Here is a 21,997-nt window from a genome sequence, read left to right as displayed (position 1 = left end):
CAACTTCACGCTGTACGTCGCCACCGAGGGCGAGCCGTACCTGCTGAAGCTGGTCAGCACCAACCCCGACGACGCCGGCTCGCTCTCCTTCAGCGCCTGCGCCGCCCGCCGCGGCGGCGCCGAGCGCGAGCCCGGCGCCGCCCCAGCCGATGAGCGCGCGGCGGGACGGGGATTGCGCGGACATGAGGTGCCCCCCTACTTCACGACGACGGCGGCGGCGAGCTGGGACAGCGGCTCGGCGAGCGCGTTGACCGCGTCCGACAGCTCCTTGCGGTCGGCGGCGCCGACCTTGTCGTACGAGGTGAACTCGTACGAGTCCTTGTCCGCCCGGTACTTGTCGAGCAGCGTGTCCAGCGCGGCGAACTGCTTGTCCAGCTCGGTCGTCAGGGCCGCGTCGTTCTCCTCGGCGACCGGCTTCAGCAGCTCGTACGACTTCTCGGCGCCCTCGACGTTGGCCTTGAAGTCGACGAGGTCGGTGTGGCTGTAGCGCTCCTCCTCACCGGTGACCTTGCCGGTGGCGACCTCGTCGAGGAGTTCCTTGGCGCCGTTGGCCATGGAGGTCGGGGTGATCTCGGCCTTGCCGACCCGCTTCTGCCAGTCCTTCAGGTCGGTGATCAGCTGGTCGGCGAGGGTCTTGTCGGCATTGGTGAGCTTCTTGTCCTGCCACAGGGACTTCTCCAGCTTGTGCCAGCCGGTCCACTTCTGGCCGTCCTCCAGGCCGTCCTCGCGGACGTCGACCTTCGGGTCGATGTCACCGAAGGACTCGGCGACCGGCTCGGTGCGCTCCCAGCCGATGCGGGAGGGGGCGTAGGCCTTCTTGGCGGCCTTCAGGTCACCGGCCTTGACCGCGTCGGCGAAGGTCTGGGCGAGGGGCAGGGTCTCGTCGGCCTGCTGCTGGACGTACTGGCGATAGGCGGCGACGGCCTTGTCCAGGCGCGGGTCGCGCTTGACGGCCTTGCCGCCGGTGGCCTTCACGTCCTGGCGGATGCCGTCGCCCTTCATGCCGGGCTTGCAGGCGATCTGGTAGTCGCCCGGCTTCACCTCGGCGGTGACGCGCTGCTTGGTGCCGGGGCCGATGTTCTCGCGCTCGGTCACCACGCGGTCGTCCGGGAACAGGATGTAGACCTCGGTGACCTTGGAGCCCTTGTTCTCTATCGCGAGCTCGACGTGGCCGGCCGGGAACTCCGTCGTCGACACCTCGCACTTGTCGTCCGTGGCGGTGACGTTGACGACCCCTTCGCCGCCGTCTCCCTTTTCCGTGCAGCCCGTCAGGGCGGTCAGGGCAGCGGCCGCTACGGCGGCGACGGCGGAGAGTCTGGCGGGGCGCATGGGTGCTCCTGGTGGCCGGAAATAGTCGTGACGAGCTTCACGTAAGGTGAGGCTCGCCTAAGCTACCCATGACTTCCCATGGAGAAATCAAAGGAAAGTCAAAGCTTTCTTCGTGGATTGACCAGGATGGCGCCCGTGCGGGGGTGGGGGAGGACCTCGACGGGCTGGTCGTAGACCTCCGACAGGAGCCGGTCGGAGAAGATTTCGGCCGGTTCGCCGTCGGCGACGACTTCCCCGGCGCGCAGGACGGCCGCGCGGTGCGCGTAGGCGGCGGCGAGGCCGAGGTCGTGCAGTACGACGACGACGGCGTCGCCCGCCTCCGCCCGCTCCCGGCACAGACGCAGGACCAACTCCTGGTGCTTCAGGTCGAGGGCGGCGGTGGGCTCGTCGAGCAGGAGGAGCGGAGCGCGTTGGGCGAGGACGCGGGCGAGGGCGACGCGGGCGCGTTCACCACCGCTCAGCGCGTTGAACGGGCGTGGCGCGAAGTCGGCGACCTCGGTCAGCCTCATCGCCTCGGCGACGGCGGCGTCGTCGTCCTCCGTGCCGAGGGCGGCCCAAGGGGCCCGGCCCATCCTGACGACCTCCTCGACGGAGAAGGGGAAGGTGAGCGTCGCGGACTGCGGCAGGACCGCGCGGCGCAGGGCCAGTTCGGGCGCGGACCACTCCGTGGCGGGCCGGCCGTGCACGCGCACGACTCCGCCGACGGCCGGGACGTCGGCGGCGAGCGCCCCGAGCAACGTGGACTTACCGGCACCGTTGGGCCCCACGAGAGCGAGCAGCTCCCCGGCGCGGACGCTGACCTCCACGCCGTGCAGAACATCCCGGCCGCCGAGACGGACTCGGAGGTCTTCGGCCTCGGCAAGGGTGTCACCGGGGGAGGCGGGGGGCGGGGGAGTGGGGCGGGGGCGGAGGAGTCTCATGGGCGGGGTCCTTGAAAAGGGAGAAAAGGTGCGGGGGTGGATAGTTCACGGCAAGGTCGACTTCCCGGGGGGTGCGGGGAACTGCGCGACCAGCCCCCCACGCACCCGCACCCGGCATACGACCCTCACGCCCACCCCCCTTGCCGCCGCCGCGTCCTGCGGAGCAGCCAGAAGAAGAACGGGCTGCCCAGCAGTGCCGTGAGGACACCGAGTGGCAGCTCCGCCGGAGACGCCAGCGTGCGGGACGCCAAGTCCGCCGCCAGCAACACCACCGCCCCCAGCAACGCGCTCGCCGGGACCAGGAACCGATGCCCCGGGCCCGCCGCCATCCGGAGGAGATGCGGGACCACCAGGCCCACGAAGCCGACGATCCCCGACACGCTCACCGCCGCCGCCGTGAGCAGCGCGATGACGAAGACGAGGGTGATGCGCAGCCGCTCGACGTCCACCCCGAGATGACGCGCCGGACGCTCGCCCAGCGACAGCAGGTCCAGGCGGCGGGAGTACAGCGGGGCCACCGCCAGACCCAGCGCCGCGCACGGCAGTACCGCCAGCACCTTCGGCCAGGTCGCCTGCGACAACGACCCCAGCTGCCAGAAGGTGATCTGCTGGATCGCCGCCGCGTCCGCGAAGAACAGGAACAGGCCGATCACCGCCCCCGCGAAGGCGTTCACCGCGATCCCGGTCAGGATCAGCGTCACGACCTCCGTACGGCCCCCGGAGCGCGACATGACGTACACCAGCAGAGCCGTCGCGAGACCGGCCACGAACGCCGCCACCGAAACCGTCCACGTGCCGAAAAAGTTCAGGCCCAGCGCGATCGACGCCACCGCGCCCACGGCCGCGCCGGACGAGATCCCGATGACCCCCGGCTCCGCGAGCGGGTTGCCGAACACGCCCTGCATCAGCGCCCCGGCGCAGCCCAGCGAGGCCCCGATGAGCAGGGCGAGCACGATTCGCGGGAACCGGACGTTCCACAGCACCGACTCCGCCACCCGGTCCAACTCCGCGCCGCCGAGCCCGATCCGGTGCTGCACCGACGACAGCACGTCCCCGACCGGCACCGGATAGGCCCCGATCCCGGCCGCGACCGGCACCAGCGCCACCAGCGCGGCCACCAGGCCCACCGTCAGCAGCCAGGCCGCCGTACGAGGCCGCCGCGCCGGTGCGGCCGCCGCCCGCGAAGGCGCCGCCTTCTCCATCACGCTCACGCGGCACCGTCCTCGTAGAGCTGCCGGACGACCGACTGGAGCACCTGGTCGGTGCGCGGCCCGTAGTTGAGGAGGACACCGTCCTCGACGGAGACGATCCGCCGGTCCATCCCGGCCGGGGTCTGCGCGACGCCCGGGATCTCGACCAACCCGTCGATCCCGCCGACCGACTCGAGTCCCTTGGACATCACGAGAATCGCGTCCGGCGCCGCCTTCACCAGCGCCTCACTGGTGATGGCGGTGAAGTCCTTCGTCAGGCCGGAGTCCGCCCCCGCGTCGACACCGCCCGCCGCCTCGATCAACGACGTAGCCCCGGACCCCATGCCGCCGATGAGATAGACGGAGGCCGAGCCGCGCAGGTACAGGAAGGCGACCCGCGGCTTCTCCCTCACGTGCGGAACGTCCGCGCGCACGGCGGAGATGCGGTCCTCCGAGCGGGTCGTGAGGCGCTCTCCGGCCGCCGGTACGCCGAGCGCTTCCGCGACCGCCCCGATCCGCGTGCCGACGTCGTCAAGACCCTGCGCCGGGTCCACCACCAGCACGGGCACCCCCGCCGCGCGGATCTGCTCCATCGCCTCCGCCGGCCCGCTGCTGGTCTCCGCGAGCACGAGGTCCGGCCGGAGCGAGAGCACGCTCTCGGCGGAGACGTCGTGCCCCCGGGTCACCACGGGCAGCTTCCCGGCCTGCGCGAAGGTGGCGGTGATGTCACGGGCGACGACCCGGTCGCCGAGCCCGAGCGTGAACACGATCTCGTTGAGGCTGCCGGACAGGGGCACGACCCGGTCGGCTTTCTCGACGGTCACCCGCTCGCCGTCGGCGGAGCCCACCGTGACCGGCAACTCGGGTGTGGGCGCGGGGGAGAGGGGCTCCACCCGGTCGGCGGCCGTCCGCGCGGCGGGTGCCGCACCGGCACCGCCCCCGCAGCCCGTCGCCGTCGTCAGGGCGAGCACCACCAGCAGCGCTCCCGCCAGTCGTGTGCGCAAGCGTCGCACCGTCGGCCGTTCCTCTCCGCGCCCGTCTGACGTGCGCCTTTTCCTGTGACTCGGCTGAGTCCGGTTCCTGACCTCCCGATCGGAAGGCTCTTAGTTTAGGTTAGCCTTACCTTACCGGGTCAGGGGTCAGCGGACCCCGGCCGGATCTTCGCCGTCCCCGGAGGTCACCCATGTCCCCATCCCCGCCGAGACGCCTCTACGGCCTGCTCGCCGCGCTGTGCCTGGCCGTCGTCGGAGCCCTGCTCCCCGCGGCCGACGCGCACGCCGCGAGCCGCACCGTGCAGGGCGGACGGCTCGACTGGGGCATCAAGTCCTCCTTCCAGAGCTACGTCACCGGCCCCATCGCGAACGGCAGTTACTCCCTGACCGGCGGCGCGGCCACGGTCGGCACCGGAAGCTTCCGCTTCCACTCGGCCACCGGCAGCTACGACGGCGGCACCGGTGCCTTCACCGCGGCCTTCTCCGGCGGGGTCCACTTCCTCGGGCACCGGACGGACTCGGGCGGCTACCAGCTCGACCTCACCATCAGCCGCCCCACCGTCCGGGTCTCCGGCTCCTCCGGGACCCTCTACGTGGACGTCACCAGCAAGGCGAAGGGCACCGGGACGGTCACGACGTCCAGCCAGGTGCCCTTCGCCTCCCTCTCGCTGGGCGGCATCGACATGACGGGCGGCGGCGACACCGTCGTGCTCAACAACCTCCCCGCCACCCTCACCGCCCAGGGCGCCCAGTCCTTCGCCGGCTACTACACCGCCGGGACCGCGCTCGACCCGGTGAGCCTGTCGGCGGACGTCCGGCCGGCGGCCGTGACCCAGTCACCCACGCCCACCGCCACCGACTCCCCGGCCAAGTCCCCGGCGAAGAAGAAGGCTTCGGGCGGCGCGATCGAGGACGGCGCCGTCGACTGGGGCGTGCGCCGCACCTTCCGGGAGTACGTCACCGGCGACATCGCCCAGGGCAAGTGGACCCTGTCCGCCGGGGCCCAGGACGGGGGAGCGCTGTTCCGCTTTCCCGCGGGCGAAGGGACGTACGAGAGCGGGGAGTTGACTGCCTCCTTCAAGGGCGCCGTCCGCTTCACCGGCGAGCAGGGCCTCGACCTCGGGCTCGACAGGGTCCGCGTCACCGTCGAGGACGGCAGGGGCACGCTGTACGCCGATGTCGTCACCCCCGACTTCACCGGCACCAAGGTCCCCCTGGTCACCTTCACGGCGACGGGCCTGAAGCCGGAGAAGGGCCTCGTGCGGCTCACCGAGGCCCCCGCGAAACTGACCGCGCGCGGCGCCAAGGCCTTCGGCGGGATGTACCAGCCGGGCACCGAGATGGACCCGGTGTCCCTGGCCGTGGCCACCACCGCGGACGCCGAACTGCCCGCCCTGCCCGACCTGGGCAGCGGTCCTGCGGCGAGCCCGTCACCCGAGCCCTCGGACTCCGCCGGGCCGTCCGCCGAACCCGTCGCCGAGACGACCGACGACGACGGCGCACCCCTCGCACTGCCCCTCGGCGTCGCGGCCGGATGTCTGGTCCTGGTGGCCGCGGCCGCCGCCCTCGTCACCGCCCGCCGACGCAAGAACTGACCCCCTCCACTCGTCAGGGGCCCCCTCCACTCGCGCCAGGAGAGGACCCCTCCACTCTCGTAAGGAGAACCCCCGACCATGCCCGCCAGATCCGCCCGCCGTCCCCTCGCCCTCGCCGCCGCCGTGGCCACGGCGGCCGCCCTCGGCGCCACCGCCCTCGCCGCGACCACCGCCTCGGCGGCCGAAGTCCCGCTCAGCGGCTATGAGTTGACGTGGGGCATCAAGCAGTCGTACCGCACCTACGTCACCGGCTTCGCGGCCGGCGGCTTCACCGCCACGGACGGGGCCTCGCAGGCCGCCGACAACGGGGTGTTCACCTTCACCCAGGGCAGCGGCAGCTACGACTCCACCGCGCACACCGTCGACCTCGGCTTCAAGGGCGCTCTGAAGATCGAGTCCAAGCTGCACGGCTTCGAGATCGCCCTGTCCGACGTGCGGTTCGACAGCGCCGCCGCCGAGATCACCGCCGACGTGACGAAGGGCGGTACGACGACCGACGACGTGCCGCTGGCCGACGTGACGGTCACCCGGGCCATGACGGACATGGCGACCACGCTGACGAAGCAGGCGGCGGACGTCTTCGGCAGCGCGAGCTACGAGGGCGCGGCCGGTGACCCGCTGACGGTGGTCCAGAAGACGCAGTCCCAGCCCCCGAGCCCGACTCCGACTCCGACGGCGACGCAGTCCACGACGCCGAGCGCCACGCCCTCGGCCACGCCGAGCGCGACCCAGAGCACGGCGCCGTCCCCGTCCACCTCCACGAGCGCCTCCCCCTCCGTCACGGCCACGGCCACCGAGGCTCCCGCCGCCGGGGACATCGTCGACGGCACGCTCGGCTGGGGGGTGAAGGAGTCCTTCCGCACGTATGTCGTGGACGGAGTGGCCAAGGGCGACATCACGACCTCGGGCGGTGCCTCGCAGGCGGCGGGCAACGGAGTGTTCACCTTCGTCGACGCGACGGGTGACTACGACACCGACACCCTCTCCGCCTCCTTCGAGGGTGCGGTGAACTTCAAGGGCCATGAGGAGAACGGCGAGTTCGGCCTCGACCTCACCCTGACCGGCCTCCAGGCGACGCTCGACGGCGGCTCCGGCGAGCTGACCGCCGATGTGACGAGCCTCGGCGACACCTCCAAGGGCGTGGTCCTGGCCGACCTGACGGCGGACTCCGCGGACCTGACGCCGGAGAACGACGTCATCACCCTGGACGACGTCACCGCGACCCTGACCGCCGCGGGCGCGAAGGCCTTCGGCGGCTTCTACCCGGCCGGGACCGAACTCGACCCGGTGGACCTGTCGGTGGCCCTGACGGAGGACGCGGAACTGCCGGACGGCGACGACGGATCGGGCTCGGGCTCCGGGACCGGATCCGGGTCCGGCTCCACGGGCGGTGCGGGTACGACGGGCCCGACCGGTACGACGGGTTCGACGACCGGCGGCGTCACCGGAGGGCTCGCCTCCACCGGTTCGGACGTTCCGGTCGGAGCGCTGGGCACGGCCGCCGCGGTGACGGTGGCGGCGGGCGCGGGTGTCGTATTCGCGATGCGCAGGCGGCGCACGCAGGCGTAGAACTGTCCCTGTGAACAGGGGGCACCGGGAATCGCCGGGGCCGGGGCGGCTGGTACTGGACGTACAGGGCCGCCCCGGCCCGCCGCCGTTGCGCTTGAGGCGACGGACGGCGGGCGGATGCTGCTGCGGCAGGGCGAGCGCCCGCTGTTGCTGGGCCGCGCGGACGGCACGGGGTGCTGCCGCGACCTGGCGATGCACCGCTTCGACGGCTACCGCTCACCGCTGCCGCCGATCCGTTCGGCGCTGATGCGCGCCCCGGGCAACTGGCCGCACCGGTACACGTCGTGGCTGGAGGACGCGGAGGGGACCCCGCTGTGCGACGGGCGGTGGGAGGTGCGGGAGCGCCGACAGTTCCCGCCGTACGTGTGGGGTGGCGAGGAGTTCGTACGGGACTGGCCGGGCGGCAGCCTGGAGCTGTACTGCGGGGGCGGCTGGAACGGCGTGCTGCCCCTGCGCCGCCTCTCGGCACCGGACGCCCCACGGGTGAAGGCGTACCGCAAGCACGCGCGAGAGGGCACGCTGGCGCCCGTGCTCCTGTGGTCGGTCACCTTCCTGGACGGCTGGCTGATCCTCGACGGCCACGACCGAGCGGTGGCGGCACTCGCGGAGGGGTGGACCCCGCCCTGCGCGGTCCTGGCCCTGGAGGAGGCGGACCGCACCTGGCCCCTGCCCGGCGGGCCCGTGACCTGGGACGGCCTCGCCGCGCCCGTGATGCTTGAATGCCCTCGTGACTGACTACGACGTGCTCCGTGTCTTCTGCGCGCCGAACGGGGGATACGGCAACGAGCTCGGCGTCGTGCGTGAGGGCTCGGTGCTGCCGGACCGCGCGGAGCGGCAGGAGTTCGCCGGGAAGCTCGGCTTCAGTGAGACCGTGTTCGTGGACGACCCCGAGCGCGGTGTCATCGACGTCTACACCCCCACCCTGCGGCTGCCCTTCGCCGGGGACCCCTGCGTGGGCGCGGCCTGGCTGCTGGACGTGCCGGAACTGGTCACGCCCGCGGGGGTCGTGGGAGCGCGGCTGGACGGGGAGTTCAGCTGGATCGAGGCGCGGGCGGAGTGGGTGCCGCCGCGGACGCTGCGCCAGTACGCGACGGCCGCGGAGGTCGACGCCCTGCCCGTGCCGCCGAAGGGCGAGCGCAGCGAGATGGGGGTCCCCCCGGACGAAGTCCGGGGGAGGATCTACGCCTGGGCCTGGGCGGACGAGGCAGCGGGCCGCGTCCGCGCCCGCGCCTTCCCCGGCCGCGACGACGGCATCGACGAGGACGAGGCCACCGGCGCCGCCGCCCTCCTCCTGACCGAACAACTGGGCCGCGCCCTGAACATCACCCAGGGCATGGGCTCCCAGATCCTGACGGCACCTCAGCCGGGCGGCTGGGTGGAGATCGGCGGCCGGGTCTTCCTGGAACGGTGAGCGCTAGGCGCTGAGCGGGAACTCCTCGCCCAGCGCCCGGAACACCGCCGTGTTCAGGGCGAAGGCCCGCTTGCACTCCGTCACGATCCGCTGCTTCTCCAGGTCGTCCGCCGGCACCGCGTCCAGGAGTTCGCGGTAGCCGCGCTTGAAGGCCGCCGGATTGCCGATCTGTTCGAAGACGTAGAAGCGGACGCCGTCGCCCTTCTTCTCGAAGCCCCAGGTCTTCTCCGCCTTGTCGCGGATGATCTGGCCGCCGGAGAGGTCGCCGAGGTAGCGGGTGTAGTGGTGGGCGAGGTAGCCCCCCGGCCAGGTCACCGCGCACTGCCGGACCCGGTCCGCGTACTCCCGCGTCGCCGGAAGCGCCGACACCCCCGAACGCCACTGCGGGCCCCGCAGGTGGGCCAGGTCCCGCTCCAGCGCCCGCAGCCGGAACAGCTCCGGCTGGATGAACGGACCCGCCACCGGATCCGACGCCAGCCGGTCCGCGCCGGTCTCCAGCGCCTCGTACACGAACCACAGCTGCTCGGTGTAGCGCGCGTACGCGTCGACGCCGAGGCGCCCGCCGAGCAGGTCGCTCATGAACGTCGAGGTCTCCGCCTCGACGTGCTGCTCGTGGGAGGCGGTGCGGATGACTGTCGAGAAGGAGTCCATGGCCCAGATTTTCTATGGTTAGGCTTACCTAAGTCAATGTCTTTCCGACCCTCTGTCGGTAAAGTTTCCGACGCGCTGTCGGTAAAAACCTACCTGAACGAAAAAGGGCCCGCCCTCCGAAGAGAGCGGGCCGAAACCAGGGGGGAGCTACGGCAGCGTCAGGATCTCCGCGCCGGTGTCCGTCACCACCAGCGTGTGCTCGAACTGTGCCGTCCGCTTGCGGTCCTTCGTCACGACCGTCCAGCCGTCGTCCCACACGTCGTACTCGTGCGTGCCCAGCGTCAGCATCGGCTCGATCGTGAACGTCATCCCGGGCTGCATCACGGTCGTCGCGTGCGGGCTGTCGTAGTGCGGGATGATCAGGCCCGAGTGGAACGACGAGTTGATGCCGTGCCCGGTGAAGTCCCGGACCACGCCGTACCCGAAGCGCTTGGCGTACGACTCGATCACCCGGCCGATGATGTTGATCTGCCGGCCCGGCTTGACCGCCTTGATCGCCCGGTCCAGGGACTCCCGGGTCCGCTCCACCAGCAGCCGGCTCTCCTCGTCGACGTCACCCACCAGGTACGTCGCGTTGTTGTCGCCGTGCACCCCGCCGATGTACGCCGTCACGTCGAGGTTGATGATGTCGCCGTCCCGCAGCACCGTGGAGTCCGGAATGCCGTGGCAGATCACCTCGTTGAGCGAGGAACACAGGGACTTGGGGAAGCCCCGGTAGCCGAGCGTGGAGGGGTAGGCGCCGTGGTCGCACATGTACTCGTGCGCCACCTTGTCCAGTTCGTCCGTGGTGACGCCGGGCGCGATCAGCTTCGCGGCCTCGGCCATCGCCCGCGCGGCGATCCGGCCGGCGACCCGCATCGCCTCGACGGTCTCCGGGGTCTGCACCTCGGGGCCCGAGTAGGGCGTCGGCGCGGGCTTGCCGACGTACTCGGGACGGCGGATGTTTCCGGGTACGGAACGGGTGGGAGAGAGCTCCCCTGGTACGAGCAGCGACTGGCCAGACATGCCAGCGAGTCTAACGAGCCGCCGTGGGGGAACATGTCCCTGGCGAGAGGAGCAGGTCATGGCCATGTTCAAGAAGCGCACCGCCGGCAAGCCGGGCGAGTGGTACTACTGCCTGGAGCACAAGAAGGTCGAGGAGGGACCGGACTGTCCGGGCAAGGACCGCTTCGGTCCGTACGCCTCCCGTCCGGAGGCCGAGCACGCGATGGAGACCGCCCGCGAGCGCAACCTCCAGTGGGAGAACGACCCCAAGTGGCACGACGCCCCGAAGGGGACCGACGGCGACTGATCACACCGGGAGGCGGACGGCTGATCACGCCGGGAAGGCGGACGGCTGTCACCCCTCCGCGGTCGCCGACGCCCGCGCCGCCGTCCGTTGTTCGCGCACCCGTGCGAAGTGTTCGCTCGTGCGGGCGTCGTACGTCATCAGCTTCGGCAGGCACAGGGCCAGCAGCCCCACCGCGCCGGCGCACAGCAGCCCGCCCGACCACACCGACGCCCGCACGCCCCACCACGCGGCCAGACCACCGGCCCTGACCTGGCCGAGGGTCGGTCCGACGGAGTACGACAGCAGTTCGATCCCGGCGAGCCGGCCGCGCAGCTCGTCCGGGATCGTCTGGTTCCACATGATCCCGCGGAAGATCCCGCTGACCATGTCGCAGCTCCCGGCCAGGGTCAGGAACAGCAGCACCAGCCAGACGTTCCGGGAGGCCCCGGCCGCCGCGATCGCCACTCCCCACCCCGCCGCCGCCAGCACCACCATCCGGCCGTGCCGGTGGATCCGCCCGGTCCAGCCGCTGGCCACGCTCACCAGCAGCGCCCCGAACGGCAGCGCCGCGTACATCAGCCCCAGCGACCACTCCGCGTCCAGCTCGTCCGCCAGGAACGGCAGCAGCGCCAGGGGCATCGCCAGGAACATCGCGGCGAGGTCGATGGCATAGGTGCCGAGCAGCTCCTTGCGGCTCCAGGCATACCGGGCGCCCTCCGCGATGGCCTTCAGCGACGGCTTCGCCGCCTCGTGGGAGGCGGGGGAGGAGGCCAGCGGAAGGATCAGGACGACCGAGACGACGAAGGTCAGCAGGTCGGCCGCGTAGGCCCAGCCGAGCCCCGCGTACGCGACCACCACGCCCGCCACCGCGGGGCCCGCGACCCCGCCGAGCGTCCAGCGGAAGGAGTTCAGGGCACTCGCGGCCGGCAGGTGCTCATGCGCCACGATCCGGGGCCAGAGCGAGTCCAGCGCGGGGCGCTGCACGGACACCAGCGCCGACGACAGGGCGGCGACGACATACAGCGGCCATACGGCGGGCTCCGGCATCAGCGCGTTCACCAGCAGCGCGGCGCTCAGCAGGCCCTGCCCGGCCTCCGTCCAGACGATCAGGCCCCGCTTGTCCAGGGCGTCGGCGAGGGCGCCGCCGTACAGGCCGAAGACGACCAGCGGGATCAGCTCCACCGCCCCGATCGCCCCGACGGCCGCCGCCGAGCCGGTCAGGTCCTTGATCTGCACCGGCAGCGCCACGAACGTCAGGAAGCTGCCGAAGGTGGAGATCAGCCCCGACAGCCACAGTCGCCGGAAGTCGGCCGATGCACGCCAAGGGGTGAGGTCGGGGAGCAAGGAGGTCACGAGGGGTCATGGTCCGCACGGGCGCCGGAGCCCGGCAACTGGTTTTCCCGTACGGGTCACCAGCGCGCCGGCGGCGGCGCCGTCAGGTGGTCCGCCAGCGCCGAGAGCCGGTCCCGGAAGCGGCGGGGCGCGCGGGGCGTGGGGACGGAGTTCTCCCCGGCCGCCGCGCTCACCAGGTGCTGCACGGTGTCCAGGTCCAGGTCCGTGCCCTGAGGCACCGCCAGCGACTCGTGCGCCATCGCCACCAGGTCCCCCTCACCGGGCCCGAGCGCCAGCACGGTCGCCCCGGCCCGCCGCGCGTCGTGCACCCGCTCCAGGAGAACCGCGCCCGGCCCGTGCGGGGACACGGCGCCCGGCCCGTGCGGGGACACCGCGCCCGGCCCCCGCCGTGGCACTCCGGCGTCGGGTCCGCCTGGCGCGCCCGCCTCGGGGCCCTCTGCCAACCCCCCGGTGTCCGGGCCCTGCGGTGCCACCACCAGCAGCGTCTCGCCGCGGCGGGCCGCCGCGAGGCGGCCGAGGCCCACCGCCAGGTGGGCCGGGTCCGAGGTGCGCGCGCCGTGCCGTACGAGCGTCGGCGTCAGTTCGGGCGTGCCCGACCACGCGGCCTCGTCCACCAGATGCGCCGCGAGATGCCACGGCTCGTACGCGGGGGTGCCGACGAGCAGCAGCCCGCCGCCGTGCGAGACCACCGAGCCCCGCAGCACGCCCGCGAACCGCCGGGTGGCACCCAACCACTCGGTCCCGGCGAGCACTTCGCGCAGCAGCGCGACCCGTACGGCGTCCATGGCCCCGCATACTGCCGTACCGCGCCACTCCTTACCGGCAGTTCACCATGAATTCGCCCAACCTGGGCAAGCAGTACGACATGCCAGCATCCGCCACCTCCCTGCCCGCCTCCGTCCCCTTCCGCGCCGGACATGAGGGCTACGCCAGTTTCCGGATCCCGGCCGTCGTGGCCACCCGGGCCGGCACGCTGCTCGCGTTCTGCGAGGGGCGGGTCGAGTCCGCCAAGGACTGGGGGCACATCGACATCGTGCTGAAGCGCTCCACCGACGGCGGCCGCACCTGGGGCCCGCTGAAGGTCGCGGCGAGCAACGGTGTCCACCTTTCCGGCAACCCCGCCCCCGTCGTCCTCGACACCGGCCGGATCCTCCTCGTCCACGTCCGCTCCGCCGCCTCCGCGAGCGAGGACCTGATCCTGCGCGGCAAGGTCCCGGAGGCCGACGGGCGCCGGATCTGGGTGCAGCACAGCGACGACGACGGCGTCACCTGGAGCAGCCCGACGGAGATCACCGAGTCCGTGAAGCGGCCCGGATGGCGCTGGTACGCCACCACCCCCGGCCACGCCGTCCAGCTCGGCACCGGCCGGGTCGTCGTCCCCGCCAACCACAGCCTCCCGCCCTCCGGCGCGGACACCGGCACCGAGGCCAGGTACAACGGCGGCCACTGTCTGCTGAGCGACGACCGGGGTGCCACCTGGACGCTCGGGTACCTCGACGAGAACACCGACGGCTACATCAACGCCAACGAGACCACCGCCGCCGAACTCCCCGACGGCCGCGTCTACTTCAACACCCGCAACGACTCCCCGTCGCCCGGCAACCGCGCCGACGCCCACTCCCACGACGGCGGCAGCACCCTGCTCCACCCCTTCCGCCCGCAGGCCGGACTCGACGGACCCGTCTGCCAGGCCAGCGTGCTCCAGCTCCGCGACCCCGACCTGCTGCTCTTCTCCGGGCCGGCCCACCCCGGCGGCCGGGCCCTGATGACGATCCGGGTCTCCACCGACTCCGGCACCACCTGGCGCCCCCGCGTCACCGTCGACGGACTGCCCGCCGCCTACTCCGACCTGGTGCGCGTCGACGACGACACCGTCGGACTCCTGTACGAGACGGGCGACTTCGGCGCCTACGAGCGGATCGTGTTCCGGCGGGTGCCCGTGACGCGGCTCACCTGAGCCGATCCTGTCCCGAGGGGCCCCGGGCGCGGACGTAAAGTCGGGCCATGACCTCTACCGACAGTGCTGCACAGAAGGCCCCCGCCAAGGACCCCTGGGACCTTCCCGATGTCTCCGGGCTCGTCGTCGGCGTGCTCGGCGGGACCGGGCCGCAGGGCAAGGGCCTGGCCTACCGACTCGCCAAGGCTGGCCAGAAGGTGATCATCGGCTCCCGTGCCGCGGAGCGCGCCCAGGCCGCCGCCGGGGAACTCGGGCACGGAGTCGAGGGCGCCGACAACGCCGAGTGCGCCCGGCGCGCCGACATCGTCATCGTCGCCGTGCCGTGGGAGGGCCACGGCAAGACGCTGGAGGCGCTGCGCGAGGAACTCGCCGGGAAGCTGGTCGTCGACTGCGTCAACCCGCTCGGCTTCGACAAGAAGGGCGCCTTCGCGCTGAAGCCGGAAGAGGGCAGCGCGGCGGAGCAGGCGGCGGCGCTGCTGCCGGACTCGCGGGTCACGGCGGCCTTCCACCACCTGTCGGCGGTGCTGCTGGAGGACCCCGGGATCGACGCGATCGACACCGACGTGATGGTGCTCGGCGAGGAGCGCGCCGACGTGGAGATCGTGCAGGCGCTGGCCGGCCGTATCCCCGGGATGCGCGGCATCTTCGCGGGCCGGCTGCGCAACGCCCACCAGGTCGAGTCCCTGGTAGCGAACCTGATCTCCGTCAACCGGCGCTACAAGGCGCACGCGGGACTCCGCATCACGGACGTATGAGGGGATGGGGGACACTGGTCGGTGCCCGAGCAGTGTCCCCCCAGGAGAAGACGTCCCATGCCCCGCTTGCTCCCCTCCGGCCCCACCCGGCGACTGGCCCTCTACGCCCTGATCGTCTGCGTCCTCTCGGTGGCCGCCGCCGTCGTCTCCTTCGCGCAGGGCAGTTTCCTGGGGATCGTCTGGGTGCTGCTGGCGGGGCTGTCGTCGAACATGTGCTGGTACTACCTGCGCCGGAACAAGGCCGCCGCCTACCAGAAGCGGTAGAGGTCCCAGCCGAACGAGGTGTCGAGCTCGCTGACCCCGAGCGCCCGCAGGATCGCGTCGACCATGTCGAAGAACGCGCCGTTGACCGCGGGCAGCCACAGCAGCGCGAACACGAACAGCAGGCCGAACGGCGCGAACGGCTCCACCTGGCGCCGGACGTCGTACGACAGCCAGGGCTCGATGACGCCGTAGCCGTCCAGGCCCGGGACCGGCAGGAAGTTCAGGATCGCCGCCGTCACCTGGAGCAGGGCGAGGAAGGCCAGCGCGTACTTGAAGTCGGCGGGGACGCCGTCGAGCGCGTCGAGCCAGAAGGGCGCCGTGCAGACGATGGCGAACAGCACGTTCGTCAGCGGTCCGGCGGCCGAGATCAGACTGTGCCTCCAGCGGCCCCGGATCCGGCCGCGCTCGATGAACACGGCTCCGCCGGGCAGACCGATCCCGCCCATGATCACGAAGAGGACCGGGAGCACGATGCTCAGCAGGGCGTGCGTGTACTTCAGCGGGTTCAGGGTCAGATAGCCCTTCGCGCCGACCGTGATGTCCCCGCTGTGCAGGGCCGTACGGGCGTGCGCGTACTCGTGCAGGCACAAGGAGACGATCCAGGCCGCCGTCACGAACAGGAACACGGCGACGCCCGGCTGCTCGGCGAACCCGGTCCAGGTGGCCCAGCCGGTCACCGCCGTGACGGCCAGGATTCCGATGAAGACAGGGCTCAGCCGCCGGTCGCTGGGGCGGGCGGTGGTGGCGGTCATGGGACTCCCTGTGCGGTGGGGCAGAGGTCGGGCAGGCGCCCGACGGTACCGGGCGCACCGGGAAAACGTCTCGCGGTGGGGCATGGGTTCCGTAGAAGGTGGGGGCATGGGGCTGTGGCAGGTGTTCTACGCGGACTGGCAGATGGAGTGCTGCGGCGAGCCGTTCTCGCTCGGCGACGAGGTGAGCTGGCAGCTGCTGCTCGGCCCTTCCGGCGACGTCCTGGGCGGTGACTGGGACGACCACGTGTCCAAGGTGGCCGGGCAGGTGGCGCACGTGGACGGCGTGCGGGTCGTCGAGGACGAGAACGGACTCACGGTGGCCCTGCACGAGGACCCGGTCGACACGATGGCCCCTCAGGACCTCGGCGAGGAGCGGCCCGGCGACTGGATCCGCCTGGTCGGACTGCTGTCGGTCGAGACGCACGGGGCGCGGTGGCCGGAGGTCACCGGGCGGGTTCGGGACATCCGGATCCTGACCCAGGAGTACTCCCGAGGCGACGGCTTGCCCACCTGGGAGCCGGTGCCGGGGCAGCGGTCACTGCGGCCGGTCGAGGTCTGCCCGAAGTGGTTCCGGGACCAGGAGTCCCCGGACGGCCGCCGCCTCTCGGACCGCGGTGTCCTGGTCACCCTGGAGGTGGAGCAGGCCACGCCGTGACGCCCCCGGCCCATCCGCCCACCGCACCAGAGACAATGGACCCCGTGCGCTACCGCATTCTCGGCACCACCCAGGCCCTCCGTTCCGACGGCACGCCCGTTCCCGTCGGCGGGGCCCGGCTGCGTGCGCTGCTGTGCGTGCTCGCGCTGCGCGGCGGGCGTGCCGTGCCCGTCCAGGTGCTCGTGGACGAGGTGTGGGACGGGGACCCGCCCGCCGACGCCGCGGGCGCTCTGCAGGCGCTCGTCGGGCGGCTGCGGCGGGGGATCGGGGCCGACACCGTGGAGTCCGTGGCGGGCGGCTACCGGCTCGCCGCCGGCGCCGACGACATCGACCTGCACCGCTTCGAGCGGCTCACCGCCGACGGCATCCGCGCCCTCACCGACGGCGACCCCGCCAAGGCCGCCGGCGTCCTCGACGACGCCCTCGCCCTGTGGCGCGGCCCCGCCCTCGCCGACCTCCCCGACCGCACCGCCGAGGCGGCCCGCTGGGAGACCCGGCGCCTGGACGCCCTGCGCGCCCGCCACACCGCCGCCCTCGCCCTCGGCCAGGCCGAGCGGGCGCTGCCGGAGCTGACCGCGCTGTGCGACAGCCACCCCCTCGACGAGCCGCTCCAGGCCCTGCGGCTGCGCGCCCTGCGCGACCTCGGCCGCCCCGCCGAGGCGCTGGCCGCCTACGACGACGTACGCCATGCCCTCGCCGAACAGCTCGGCACCGACCCCGGGCCCGAACTGGCCGCCCTGCACCGCGAGTTGCTGTCCCCGCCGCCCGCTCCCGCTCAGCTCGGCAATCTGCGCGCCCGGCTCACCTCCTTCGTCGGCCGGGAAACCGACATCGATGCCATCCGCGGGGACCTCGCCGGCTCCCGGCTCGTCACGCTGCTCGGGCCCGGCGGCGCCGGGAAGACCCGGCTGTCGCAGGAGGCCGCCGAGACCCTCCAGGACGCGGCCCGCGACGGGATCTGGCTGGCCGAGCTGGCGCCCGTCGAGGACCCGGACGACGTCCCCGAGGCGGTCCTGACCGCCGTCGGCGCCCGCGAGACCGTGCTGTACGGCGCCCATGCCGAGGAACTGCGCAGCGTCGGCGAACGCCACGACGACCCGCTGGAACGGCTCGTGGAGCACTGCGCCCGGCGCCGCATGCTGATCGTCCTCGACAACTGCGAGCACGTCGTCGACGCCGCCGCCCGGCTCGTGGACCATCTCCTGGCCCACTGCCCGGGTCTGACCGTCCTCGCCACCAGCCGCGAACCCCTCGGCGTCCCCGGCGAGGTCCTGCGCCCGGTCGAGCCGCTGCCCCAGCCGTACGCCCTGCGGCTCCTCGCCGACCGGGGGGCCGCCGCCCGCTCCGGGTTCCGGGTCGAGGACGACCCCGAGGCCTGCGCCGAGATCTGCCGACGGCTCGACGGACTGCCCCTGGCCATCGAACTGGCCGCCGCCCGGCTGCGCATGCTCACCCCCCGCCAGATCGCCGACCGGCTCGACGACCGCTTCCGGCTGCTCACCTCCGGCAGCCGGACCCTTCTGCCCCGCCAGCAGACCCTCCGGGCCGTCGTCGACTGGTCCTGGGACCTGCTCGACGCGGACGAACGCGACGTCCTCAGCCGGCTGTCGGTCTTCGCCGGCGGCTGCGACCTGCCCGCCGCGGAGGCCGTGTGCGGTCCCGCCGCCCTGGACGCGCTCGGCTCGCTCGTCGACAAGTCCCTGGTGGTGGCCGCCCCCTCGAGCGACGGCGCGATGCGCTACCGACTCCTGGAGACCGTCGCCGAGTACGCGGGCGAACGCCTGGACGAGTCCGGTGACCGCCCCGGCGCCGAACGCGCGCACCTGACGTACTACCGCGAACTCGCCCGCACCACCGACCCGTTGCTGCGCGGCCCCGGCCAACTGGACGCCGTGGAACGGCTTCAACGGGAGTACGAGAACCTGCGCACCGCCCTGCGGCACGCCGTCGCCGAACGCGACGAGCAGGAGGCGCTGACCCTGGTGCTGTCGCTGGCCTGGTACTGGCAGATGCGCGACCTGCGGTTCGAGGCCCGCGGCTGGTGCGCGGAGGTGATGGCGCTCGGCCCCAATCCCTTCGCCGAGCCGGTCCGGCCGGCCGAGCCGGTGTGGCGGCGCTGCACCGCCGAGCCGCCGCCGTACACCGGCGAGGTGCTGACGGAGGCCCGGCGCGGGGTCCATCTGGCCCATCTCGCCTGTATGGACACCGAGTTGCAGGCCTGGCAGAACCCGACCGCCCAGCGCAAGCTGCGCATCATCGCCGAGACCTACGAACCCGGCCTTCCGCAGACCTGCCGCAGCCCCGGACTGCTCGCGATCTTCGCCGTGATGCTCACCGGCGACATGGAGCGGGTCGCCACGATCCTCGACGCCGCCGTGGAGACCTGCCGGCGTACCCCCGACTACGACTGGGAACTCGCCGCCACCCTCCAGATGCGCGCCAACCTCCTCGCCAACCGCCCCGACCGTGCGGGGGAGGCCGCCCGGGACGCCGACGAGTCGCTGAGCCTCTACCAGCGGCTCGGCGACGCCTGGGGCAGCGCCGAGGCGCTCTCCGCGCGCGCCGAGGCCCGCGAGCGCACGGGCGCCTACCTGGAGGCCGCCGCCGACTACGAGGCGGCCATCGAGGAGGCCCGCCGGCTCGGCGCCCGCGCTCAGGAGGCCGTCCTCACCGCCCGGCTGGCCGGTGCGCTGCTGGAGGCCGGGCAGGGCGAGCGCGGCGAGCGCCTGCTGCGGGAGGTCATCGACGCCCTGGACGGCGGGCACAACGAGGCGATGCCGTTCAGCCGGGTCATCCTGGCCGGGTGGCTCAGCATCACCGGCCGTATCGCCGAGGCCCGCGAGCAGATCCGGCTGCTGCGCGAGAACTTCGGCCTCGCCCACTTCCATGTCTTCGACGCCTTCATCCTCAGCGGGGAGGCCTGGATGGACGCCTCCGAGGGCTACCACGAGGAGGCCCGGGAGAAGCTCCGGCGCGCCCTGGAGCAGGCGGACGATCCGCTGTCGCTGGCCATGGCCCCGCAGTTGGGCCCGGCCTGCCTGGGCATCGCCGCCATGGCGCTGGCCCAGAGCGAGCCGGACAACGCCGCCCGCTGTCTCGGGGCCTCCGACGCGCTGTGGCCGACCGGGCACCTGAACTCCACCCTGGAGCGCGAGTGCCGCGACCGGGCCGTCGCCGCGGTGCGCGCGGCCCTCGACGAGGAGACGTACGAGGCCCGGTACGCCGAGGGCGGCCGCCTCACCGCGAAGGAGGCCGCCGCCCTCGTATGACCGTCACCGGTCAGTTCTTGGTACGGAACTTGTGGATGGCGACCGGCGCCATGACCGCCGTGAGCAGCGCCGACCAGCCGAGGGTCAGCCACAGGTCGTGGGCGACCGGACCGCCGATCATCAGACCGCGGGCGGCGTCCGCCAGGCAGGACAGCGGGTTGTAGTCGGTGAAGTTCTGCAGCCAGCCCGGCATCGACTGGGTCGGCGCGAAGATCGACGAGCCGAACTGCAGCGGCATCAGCACCAGGAAGCCCATCGCCTGGACGGACTGCGCGTTCTTCATCACGACGCCGAGGGTGAGGAAGACCCACATCAGCGCCGAGCCGAAGGCCACGGACAGGGCGACGGAGGCCAGCAGGCCGCCCCAGTTCTCGATCTCGAAGCCCACGAGCACGCCGACGACCATCAGCACGCAGGTGGCGAACAGCATCCGCATCAGCTCCACCGCGATCTTCGCGAAGAGCACGGAGCCGCGGCCGATGGGCAGGGACCGGAACCGGTCCATGACACCGGAGTTGAAGTCCGTGTTGAAGCCGGTGCCCACGCCCTGGGCCATGGTCATGCCCATCATGGCCAGCATGCCCGGCATCACGTACTGCACGTACTCCTCCTGGCCGCCCCCGAGCGACTGCCCGATGGAGCCGCCGAAGACGTACACGAACAGCAGCGTGAAGACGATCGGGAACAGGACGGCGTCGAACATCGACTCCGGGTCCTGCCGGATCCACAGCAGATTGCGCCGGACGAGCGCCCCGGTGTGCCGCAGATGAGCACGCAGGGGGATGCGGGTGTCGGCGTGGAGGGCGGCGGTGGTGGCGGTGGTGGCGCTCATACGGCGACCTCCTCGCGGTCGTCGGCGGGTACGGCGTCCTGCGGCGCGCCGGCCCGGTGGCCGGTGAGGGACAGGAACACCTCGTCCAGGCTGGGCAGTTCGGTGACGACGGAGGACAGCGTGATCCCGCGTGCGGTGATCGCGCCGACCACGGCGGTGAGCTGCTCGTCGCTCAGGACCGGCACGAGCAGGGAGCCCCGCTCGGGGTCCACGGTGGTGGTGGCGAGCCCGGTGATGCCGAGCGTGTCGAGGTGGGCGGCGAGCGGGCGCAGCTGCAGCGGATCGGCCGGCCTGACGCGCAGGGTGCGCCCGCCGACCTTGGCCTTGAGCTCGTCGATGCCGCCCTTGGCGATGACCGTGCCCCGGTCGACGACGGTCAGCTCGGAGGCGAGCTGCTCGGCCTCCTCCATGTACTGGGTGGTGAGCAGCACGGTGACGCCCTCGCCGACCATGGTCTTGACCTCGTCCCACACCTCGTTGCGGGTGCGCGGGTCGAGCCCGGTGGTGGGCTCGTCCAGGTACAGCACGGCAGGGTGCCCGATCATCGAGGCCGCCAGGTCGAGCCGGCGCCGCATACCGCCGGAGTAGGTGGCGGCGGGCCGCTTCCCCGCCTCGGTGAGGGAGAACCGCTCCAGCAGCTCGTCGGCCCGCTTACGGGCGTCCCGGCGGGAGAGGTCGAGCAGCCGTCCGATGAGGTAGAGGTTCTCCCACCCGGGGAGCTTCTCGTCCACGGACGCGTACTGCCCGGTGAGCCCTATCACCCGGCGCAGCTGCCGGGGCTGGCGCACGACGTCGTAGCCGGCCACGGTGGCCTGGCCGGAGTCCGGGGCGAGCAGGGTGGACAGGATCCGGACGAGGGTGGTCTTCCCGGCGCCGTTGGGCCCGAGGACCCCCATCACGGTCCCTTCGCGGACATCCAGGTCCACGCCGTCCAGCGCCTTGGTCTCGCCGTAGTGCTTGACCAACCCCCGCACGGTGACGGCGCTCCCGGCGCCGCTGGGGTTCTTGTCGATGCGTGTCATGGGAACGAAGGTGTCAGGCCCCACCGACAAACCACCGACAGTCCGCCGACACCCACCGACAGTCCGCCGACACCCGCCGCCAGGCCGCACCGACATTCCCACGGACGGCCCTCCGACCCCCGCGGACGGGCCGCACCGGCGCCCGAGCCGACGGGCCTGCGCCGCCCGCCGACAGGGCCGCACCGGCGCCCGCGTCGACGGATCTGCGCCG

General features: G+C 72.5%; 21 protein-coding genes and 1 pseudogene. 10 read left to right on the top strand and 12 right to left on the bottom strand.

Annotation, left to right across the window (positions count from 1 at the left end):
- From ACWDRW_RS38890 to ACWDRW_RS38870, 5 genes and pseudogenes are all read right to left on the bottom strand, one after another.
- Positions 1 to 184 (bottom strand): annotated as a pseudogene (locus ACWDRW_RS38890) (hypothetical protein); the annotation flags it as partial.
- A gap of 11 nt (positions 185 to 195) precedes the next feature.
- Positions 196 to 1,329, bottom strand: coding sequence for an iron uptake system protein EfeO (efeO, locus tag ACWDRW_RS38885; protein WP_451732882.1), 1,134 nt, complete (start codon positions 1,327 to 1,329; stop codon positions 196 to 198).
- A gap of 98 nt (positions 1,330 to 1,427) precedes the next feature.
- Entirely contained in the window at positions 1,428 to 2,249 is an 822-nt protein-coding gene (locus ACWDRW_RS38880; RefSeq protein WP_451732879.1) for a heme ABC transporter ATP-binding protein, read from the bottom strand.
- A 125-nt stretch (positions 2,250 to 2,374) separates the two neighbouring features.
- On the bottom strand, positions 2,375 to 3,451 hold the full coding sequence (locus ACWDRW_RS38875; RefSeq protein WP_451732888.1) for a FecCD family ABC transporter permease: 1,077 nt from the start codon (positions 3,449 to 3,451) through the stop codon (positions 2,375 to 2,377).
- A 5-nt stretch (positions 3,452 to 3,456) separates the two neighbouring features.
- Positions 3,457 to 4,452: a heme/hemin ABC transporter substrate-binding protein gene (locus ACWDRW_RS38870; protein WP_451732876.1), complete on the bottom strand. Its 996-nt coding sequence runs from the start codon at positions 4,450 to 4,452 to the stop codon at positions 3,457 to 3,459.
- Positions 4,453 to 4,622: 170 nt separating this feature from the next.
- Here ACWDRW_RS38870 and ACWDRW_RS38865 point away from each other — a divergent pair, with 170 nt between their 5' ends.
- From ACWDRW_RS38865 to ACWDRW_RS38850, 4 genes are all read left to right on the top strand, one after another.
- Positions 4,623 to 6,026, top strand: coding sequence for an HtaA domain-containing protein (locus tag ACWDRW_RS38865; protein WP_451732873.1), 1,404 nt, complete (start codon positions 4,623 to 4,625; stop codon positions 6,024 to 6,026).
- A 78-nt stretch (positions 6,027 to 6,104) separates the two neighbouring features.
- Positions 6,105 to 7,595 (top strand): HtaA domain-containing protein, encoded by a 1,491-nt coding sequence (locus tag ACWDRW_RS38860; RefSeq protein WP_451732870.1) that lies wholly within the window; start codon positions 6,105 to 6,107, stop codon positions 7,593 to 7,595.
- Between the two features lie 117 nt (positions 7,596 to 7,712).
- Positions 7,713 to 8,330, top strand: a complete 618-nt coding sequence (locus ACWDRW_RS38855; RefSeq protein WP_451732867.1) for a hypothetical protein — start codon at positions 7,713 to 7,715, stop codon at positions 8,328 to 8,330.
- A complete protein-coding gene (locus tag ACWDRW_RS38850; RefSeq protein WP_451732865.1) occupies positions 8,323 to 9,006 on the top strand; it encodes a PhzF family phenazine biosynthesis protein in 684 nt (227 codons plus the stop codon). The genes ACWDRW_RS38855 and ACWDRW_RS38850 overlap by 8 nt, the downstream gene beginning before the upstream one ends.
- Positions 9,007 to 9,009: 3 nt before the next feature.
- Here the strand turns inward: ACWDRW_RS38850 and ACWDRW_RS38845 are convergent, their stop codons facing one another.
- A complete protein-coding gene (locus ACWDRW_RS38845; RefSeq protein WP_451732862.1) occupies positions 9,010 to 9,657 on the bottom strand; it encodes a biliverdin-producing heme oxygenase in 648 nt (215 codons plus the stop codon).
- A gap of 147 nt (positions 9,658 to 9,804) precedes the next feature.
- The gene (gene map / locus ACWDRW_RS38840; RefSeq protein ID WP_451732859.1) at positions 9,805 to 10,662 is read right to left on the bottom strand and encodes a type I methionyl aminopeptidase; all 858 of its coding nucleotides are present in this window, start codon (positions 10,660 to 10,662) and stop codon (positions 9,805 to 9,807) included.
- A gap of 58 nt (positions 10,663 to 10,720) precedes the next feature.
- Here map and ACWDRW_RS38835 point away from each other — a divergent pair, with 58 nt between their 5' ends.
- Positions 10,721 to 10,948, top strand: coding sequence for a hypothetical protein (locus ACWDRW_RS38835; protein WP_451732857.1), 228 nt, complete (start codon positions 10,721 to 10,723; stop codon positions 10,946 to 10,948).
- Between the two features lie 48 nt (positions 10,949 to 10,996).
- Here ACWDRW_RS38835 and ACWDRW_RS38830 read toward each other — a convergent pair whose 3' ends face one another.
- Both ACWDRW_RS38830 and ACWDRW_RS38825 read right to left on the bottom strand, forming a co-directional pair.
- Entirely contained in the window at positions 10,997 to 12,280 is a 1,284-nt protein-coding gene (locus ACWDRW_RS38830) for an MFS transporter (RefSeq protein WP_451732854.1), read from the bottom strand.
- Between the two features lie 56 nt (positions 12,281 to 12,336).
- Entirely contained in the window at positions 12,337 to 13,065 is a 729-nt protein-coding gene (locus ACWDRW_RS38825; protein ID WP_451732852.1) for a hypothetical protein, read from the bottom strand.
- Positions 13,066 to 13,145: 80 nt separating this feature from the next.
- Here ACWDRW_RS38825 and ACWDRW_RS38820 point away from each other — a divergent pair, with 80 nt between their 5' ends.
- Genes ACWDRW_RS38820 through ACWDRW_RS38810 form a run of 3 tightly spaced genes read left to right on the top strand, consistent with a single transcriptional unit; the run spans position 13,146 to position 15,256 of the window.
- Complete coding sequence (locus tag ACWDRW_RS38820) at positions 13,146 to 14,237, top strand: sialidase family protein (RefSeq protein ID WP_451732885.1); 1,092 nt, start codon at positions 13,146 to 13,148, stop codon at positions 14,235 to 14,237.
- A 47-nt stretch (positions 14,238 to 14,284) separates the two neighbouring features.
- Positions 14,285 to 14,992 (top strand): NADPH-dependent F420 reductase, encoded by a 708-nt coding sequence (npdG, locus tag ACWDRW_RS38815; protein ID WP_451732850.1) that lies wholly within the window; start codon positions 14,285 to 14,287, stop codon positions 14,990 to 14,992.
- A gap of 57 nt (positions 14,993 to 15,049) precedes the next feature.
- Entirely contained in the window at positions 15,050 to 15,256 is a 207-nt protein-coding gene (locus ACWDRW_RS38810) for a hypothetical protein (protein ID WP_451732847.1), read from the top strand.
- Here ACWDRW_RS38810 and ACWDRW_RS38805 read toward each other — a convergent pair.
- Entirely contained in the window at positions 15,241 to 16,008 is a 768-nt protein-coding gene (locus ACWDRW_RS38805; RefSeq protein WP_451732844.1) for a site-2 protease family protein, read from the bottom strand. The two genes, ACWDRW_RS38810 and ACWDRW_RS38805, sit on opposite strands and share 16 nt — an antisense overlap.
- A 106-nt stretch (positions 16,009 to 16,114) precedes the next feature.
- Between ACWDRW_RS38805 and ACWDRW_RS38800 the strand changes: the two genes are divergently transcribed.
- Positions 16,115 to 16,663, top strand: a complete 549-nt coding sequence (locus tag ACWDRW_RS38800; protein WP_451732841.1) for a DUF6578 domain-containing protein — start codon at positions 16,115 to 16,117, stop codon at positions 16,661 to 16,663.
- A gap of 35 nt (positions 16,664 to 16,698) precedes the next feature.
- Entirely contained in the window at positions 16,699 to 19,932 is a 3,234-nt protein-coding gene (locus ACWDRW_RS38795; protein WP_451732838.1) for a BTAD domain-containing putative transcriptional regulator, read from the top strand.
- Between the two features lie 10 nt (positions 19,933 to 19,942).
- Here ACWDRW_RS38795 and ACWDRW_RS38790 read toward each other — a convergent pair whose 3' ends face one another.
- Together ACWDRW_RS38790 and ACWDRW_RS38785 are read right to left on the bottom strand one after the other, a co-directional pair.
- Positions 19,943 to 20,764, bottom strand: a complete 822-nt coding sequence (locus ACWDRW_RS38790; RefSeq protein ID WP_451732835.1) for an ABC transporter permease — start codon at positions 20,762 to 20,764, stop codon at positions 19,943 to 19,945.
- The gene (locus tag ACWDRW_RS38785; protein ID WP_451732832.1) at positions 20,761 to 21,786 is read right to left on the bottom strand and encodes an ATP-binding cassette domain-containing protein; all 1,026 of its coding nucleotides are present in this window, start codon (positions 21,784 to 21,786) and stop codon (positions 20,761 to 20,763) included. The genes ACWDRW_RS38790 and ACWDRW_RS38785 overlap by 4 nt, the downstream gene beginning before the upstream one ends.
- Positions 21,787 to 21,997 lie beyond the last annotated feature (211 nt).

Source organism: Streptomyces sp. NPDC003635 (assembly GCF_053587635.1).
Note: the sequence above shows the minus strand (reverse complement) of the source record. Positions and strands in the feature narration are given on the sequence as shown.

Bases quoted from the DNA above. Each gene is read 5' to 3' on its own strand.
- ACWDRW_RS38785 (WP_451732832.1), bottom strand. From the start codon at position 21,786: ATGACACGCATCGACAAGAACCCCAGCGGCGCCGGGAGCGCCGTCACC.
- ACWDRW_RS38805 (WP_451732844.1), bottom strand. From the start codon at position 16,008: ATGACCGCCACCACCGCCCGCCCCAGCGACCGGCGGCTGAGCCCTGTC.
- ACWDRW_RS38855 (WP_451732867.1), top strand. From the start codon at position 7,713: ATGCTGCTGCGGCAGGGCGAGCGCCCGCTGTTGCTGGGCCGCGCGGAC.
- ACWDRW_RS38800 (WP_451732841.1), top strand. From the start codon at position 16,115: ATGGGGCTGTGGCAGGTGTTCTACGCGGACTGGCAGATGGAGTGCTGC.
- ACWDRW_RS38880 (WP_451732879.1), bottom strand. From the start codon at position 2,249: ATGAGACTCCTCCGCCCCCGCCCCACTCCCCCGCCCCCCGCCTCCCCC.
- ACWDRW_RS38825 (WP_451732852.1), bottom strand. From the start codon at position 13,065: ATGGACGCCGTACGGGTCGCGCTGCTGCGCGAAGTGCTCGCCGGGACC.
- ACWDRW_RS38845 (WP_451732862.1), bottom strand. From the start codon at position 9,657: ATGGACTCCTTCTCGACAGTCATCCGCACCGCCTCCCACGAGCAGCAC.
- ACWDRW_RS38860 (WP_451732870.1), top strand. From the start codon at position 6,105: ATGCCCGCCAGATCCGCCCGCCGTCCCCTCGCCCTCGCCGCCGCCGTG.
- map (WP_451732859.1), bottom strand. From the start codon at position 10,662: ATGTCTGGCCAGTCGCTGCTCGTACCAGGGGAGCTCTCTCCCACCCGT.
- ACWDRW_RS38875 (WP_451732888.1), bottom strand. From the start codon at position 3,451: ATGGAGAAGGCGGCGCCTTCGCGGGCGGCGGCCGCACCGGCGCGGCGG.
- ACWDRW_RS38820 (WP_451732885.1), top strand. From the start codon at position 13,146: ATGCCAGCATCCGCCACCTCCCTGCCCGCCTCCGTCCCCTTCCGCGCC.
- ACWDRW_RS38835 (WP_451732857.1), top strand. From the start codon at position 10,721: ATGGCCATGTTCAAGAAGCGCACCGCCGGCAAGCCGGGCGAGTGGTAC.
- ACWDRW_RS38795 (WP_451732838.1), top strand. From the start codon at position 16,699: ATGGACCCCGTGCGCTACCGCATTCTCGGCACCACCCAGGCCCTCCGT.
- ACWDRW_RS38810 (WP_451732847.1), top strand. From the start codon at position 15,050: ATGCCCCGCTTGCTCCCCTCCGGCCCCACCCGGCGACTGGCCCTCTAC.
- ACWDRW_RS38865 (WP_451732873.1), top strand. From the start codon at position 4,623: ATGTCCCCATCCCCGCCGAGACGCCTCTACGGCCTGCTCGCCGCGCTG.
- efeO (WP_451732882.1), bottom strand. From the start codon at position 1,329: ATGCGCCCCGCCAGACTCTCCGCCGTCGCCGCCGTAGCGGCCGCTGCC.
- ACWDRW_RS38790 (WP_451732835.1), bottom strand. From the start codon at position 20,764: ATGAGCGCCACCACCGCCACCACCGCCGCCCTCCACGCCGACACCCGC.
- npdG (WP_451732850.1), top strand. From the start codon at position 14,285: ATGACCTCTACCGACAGTGCTGCACAGAAGGCCCCCGCCAAGGACCCC.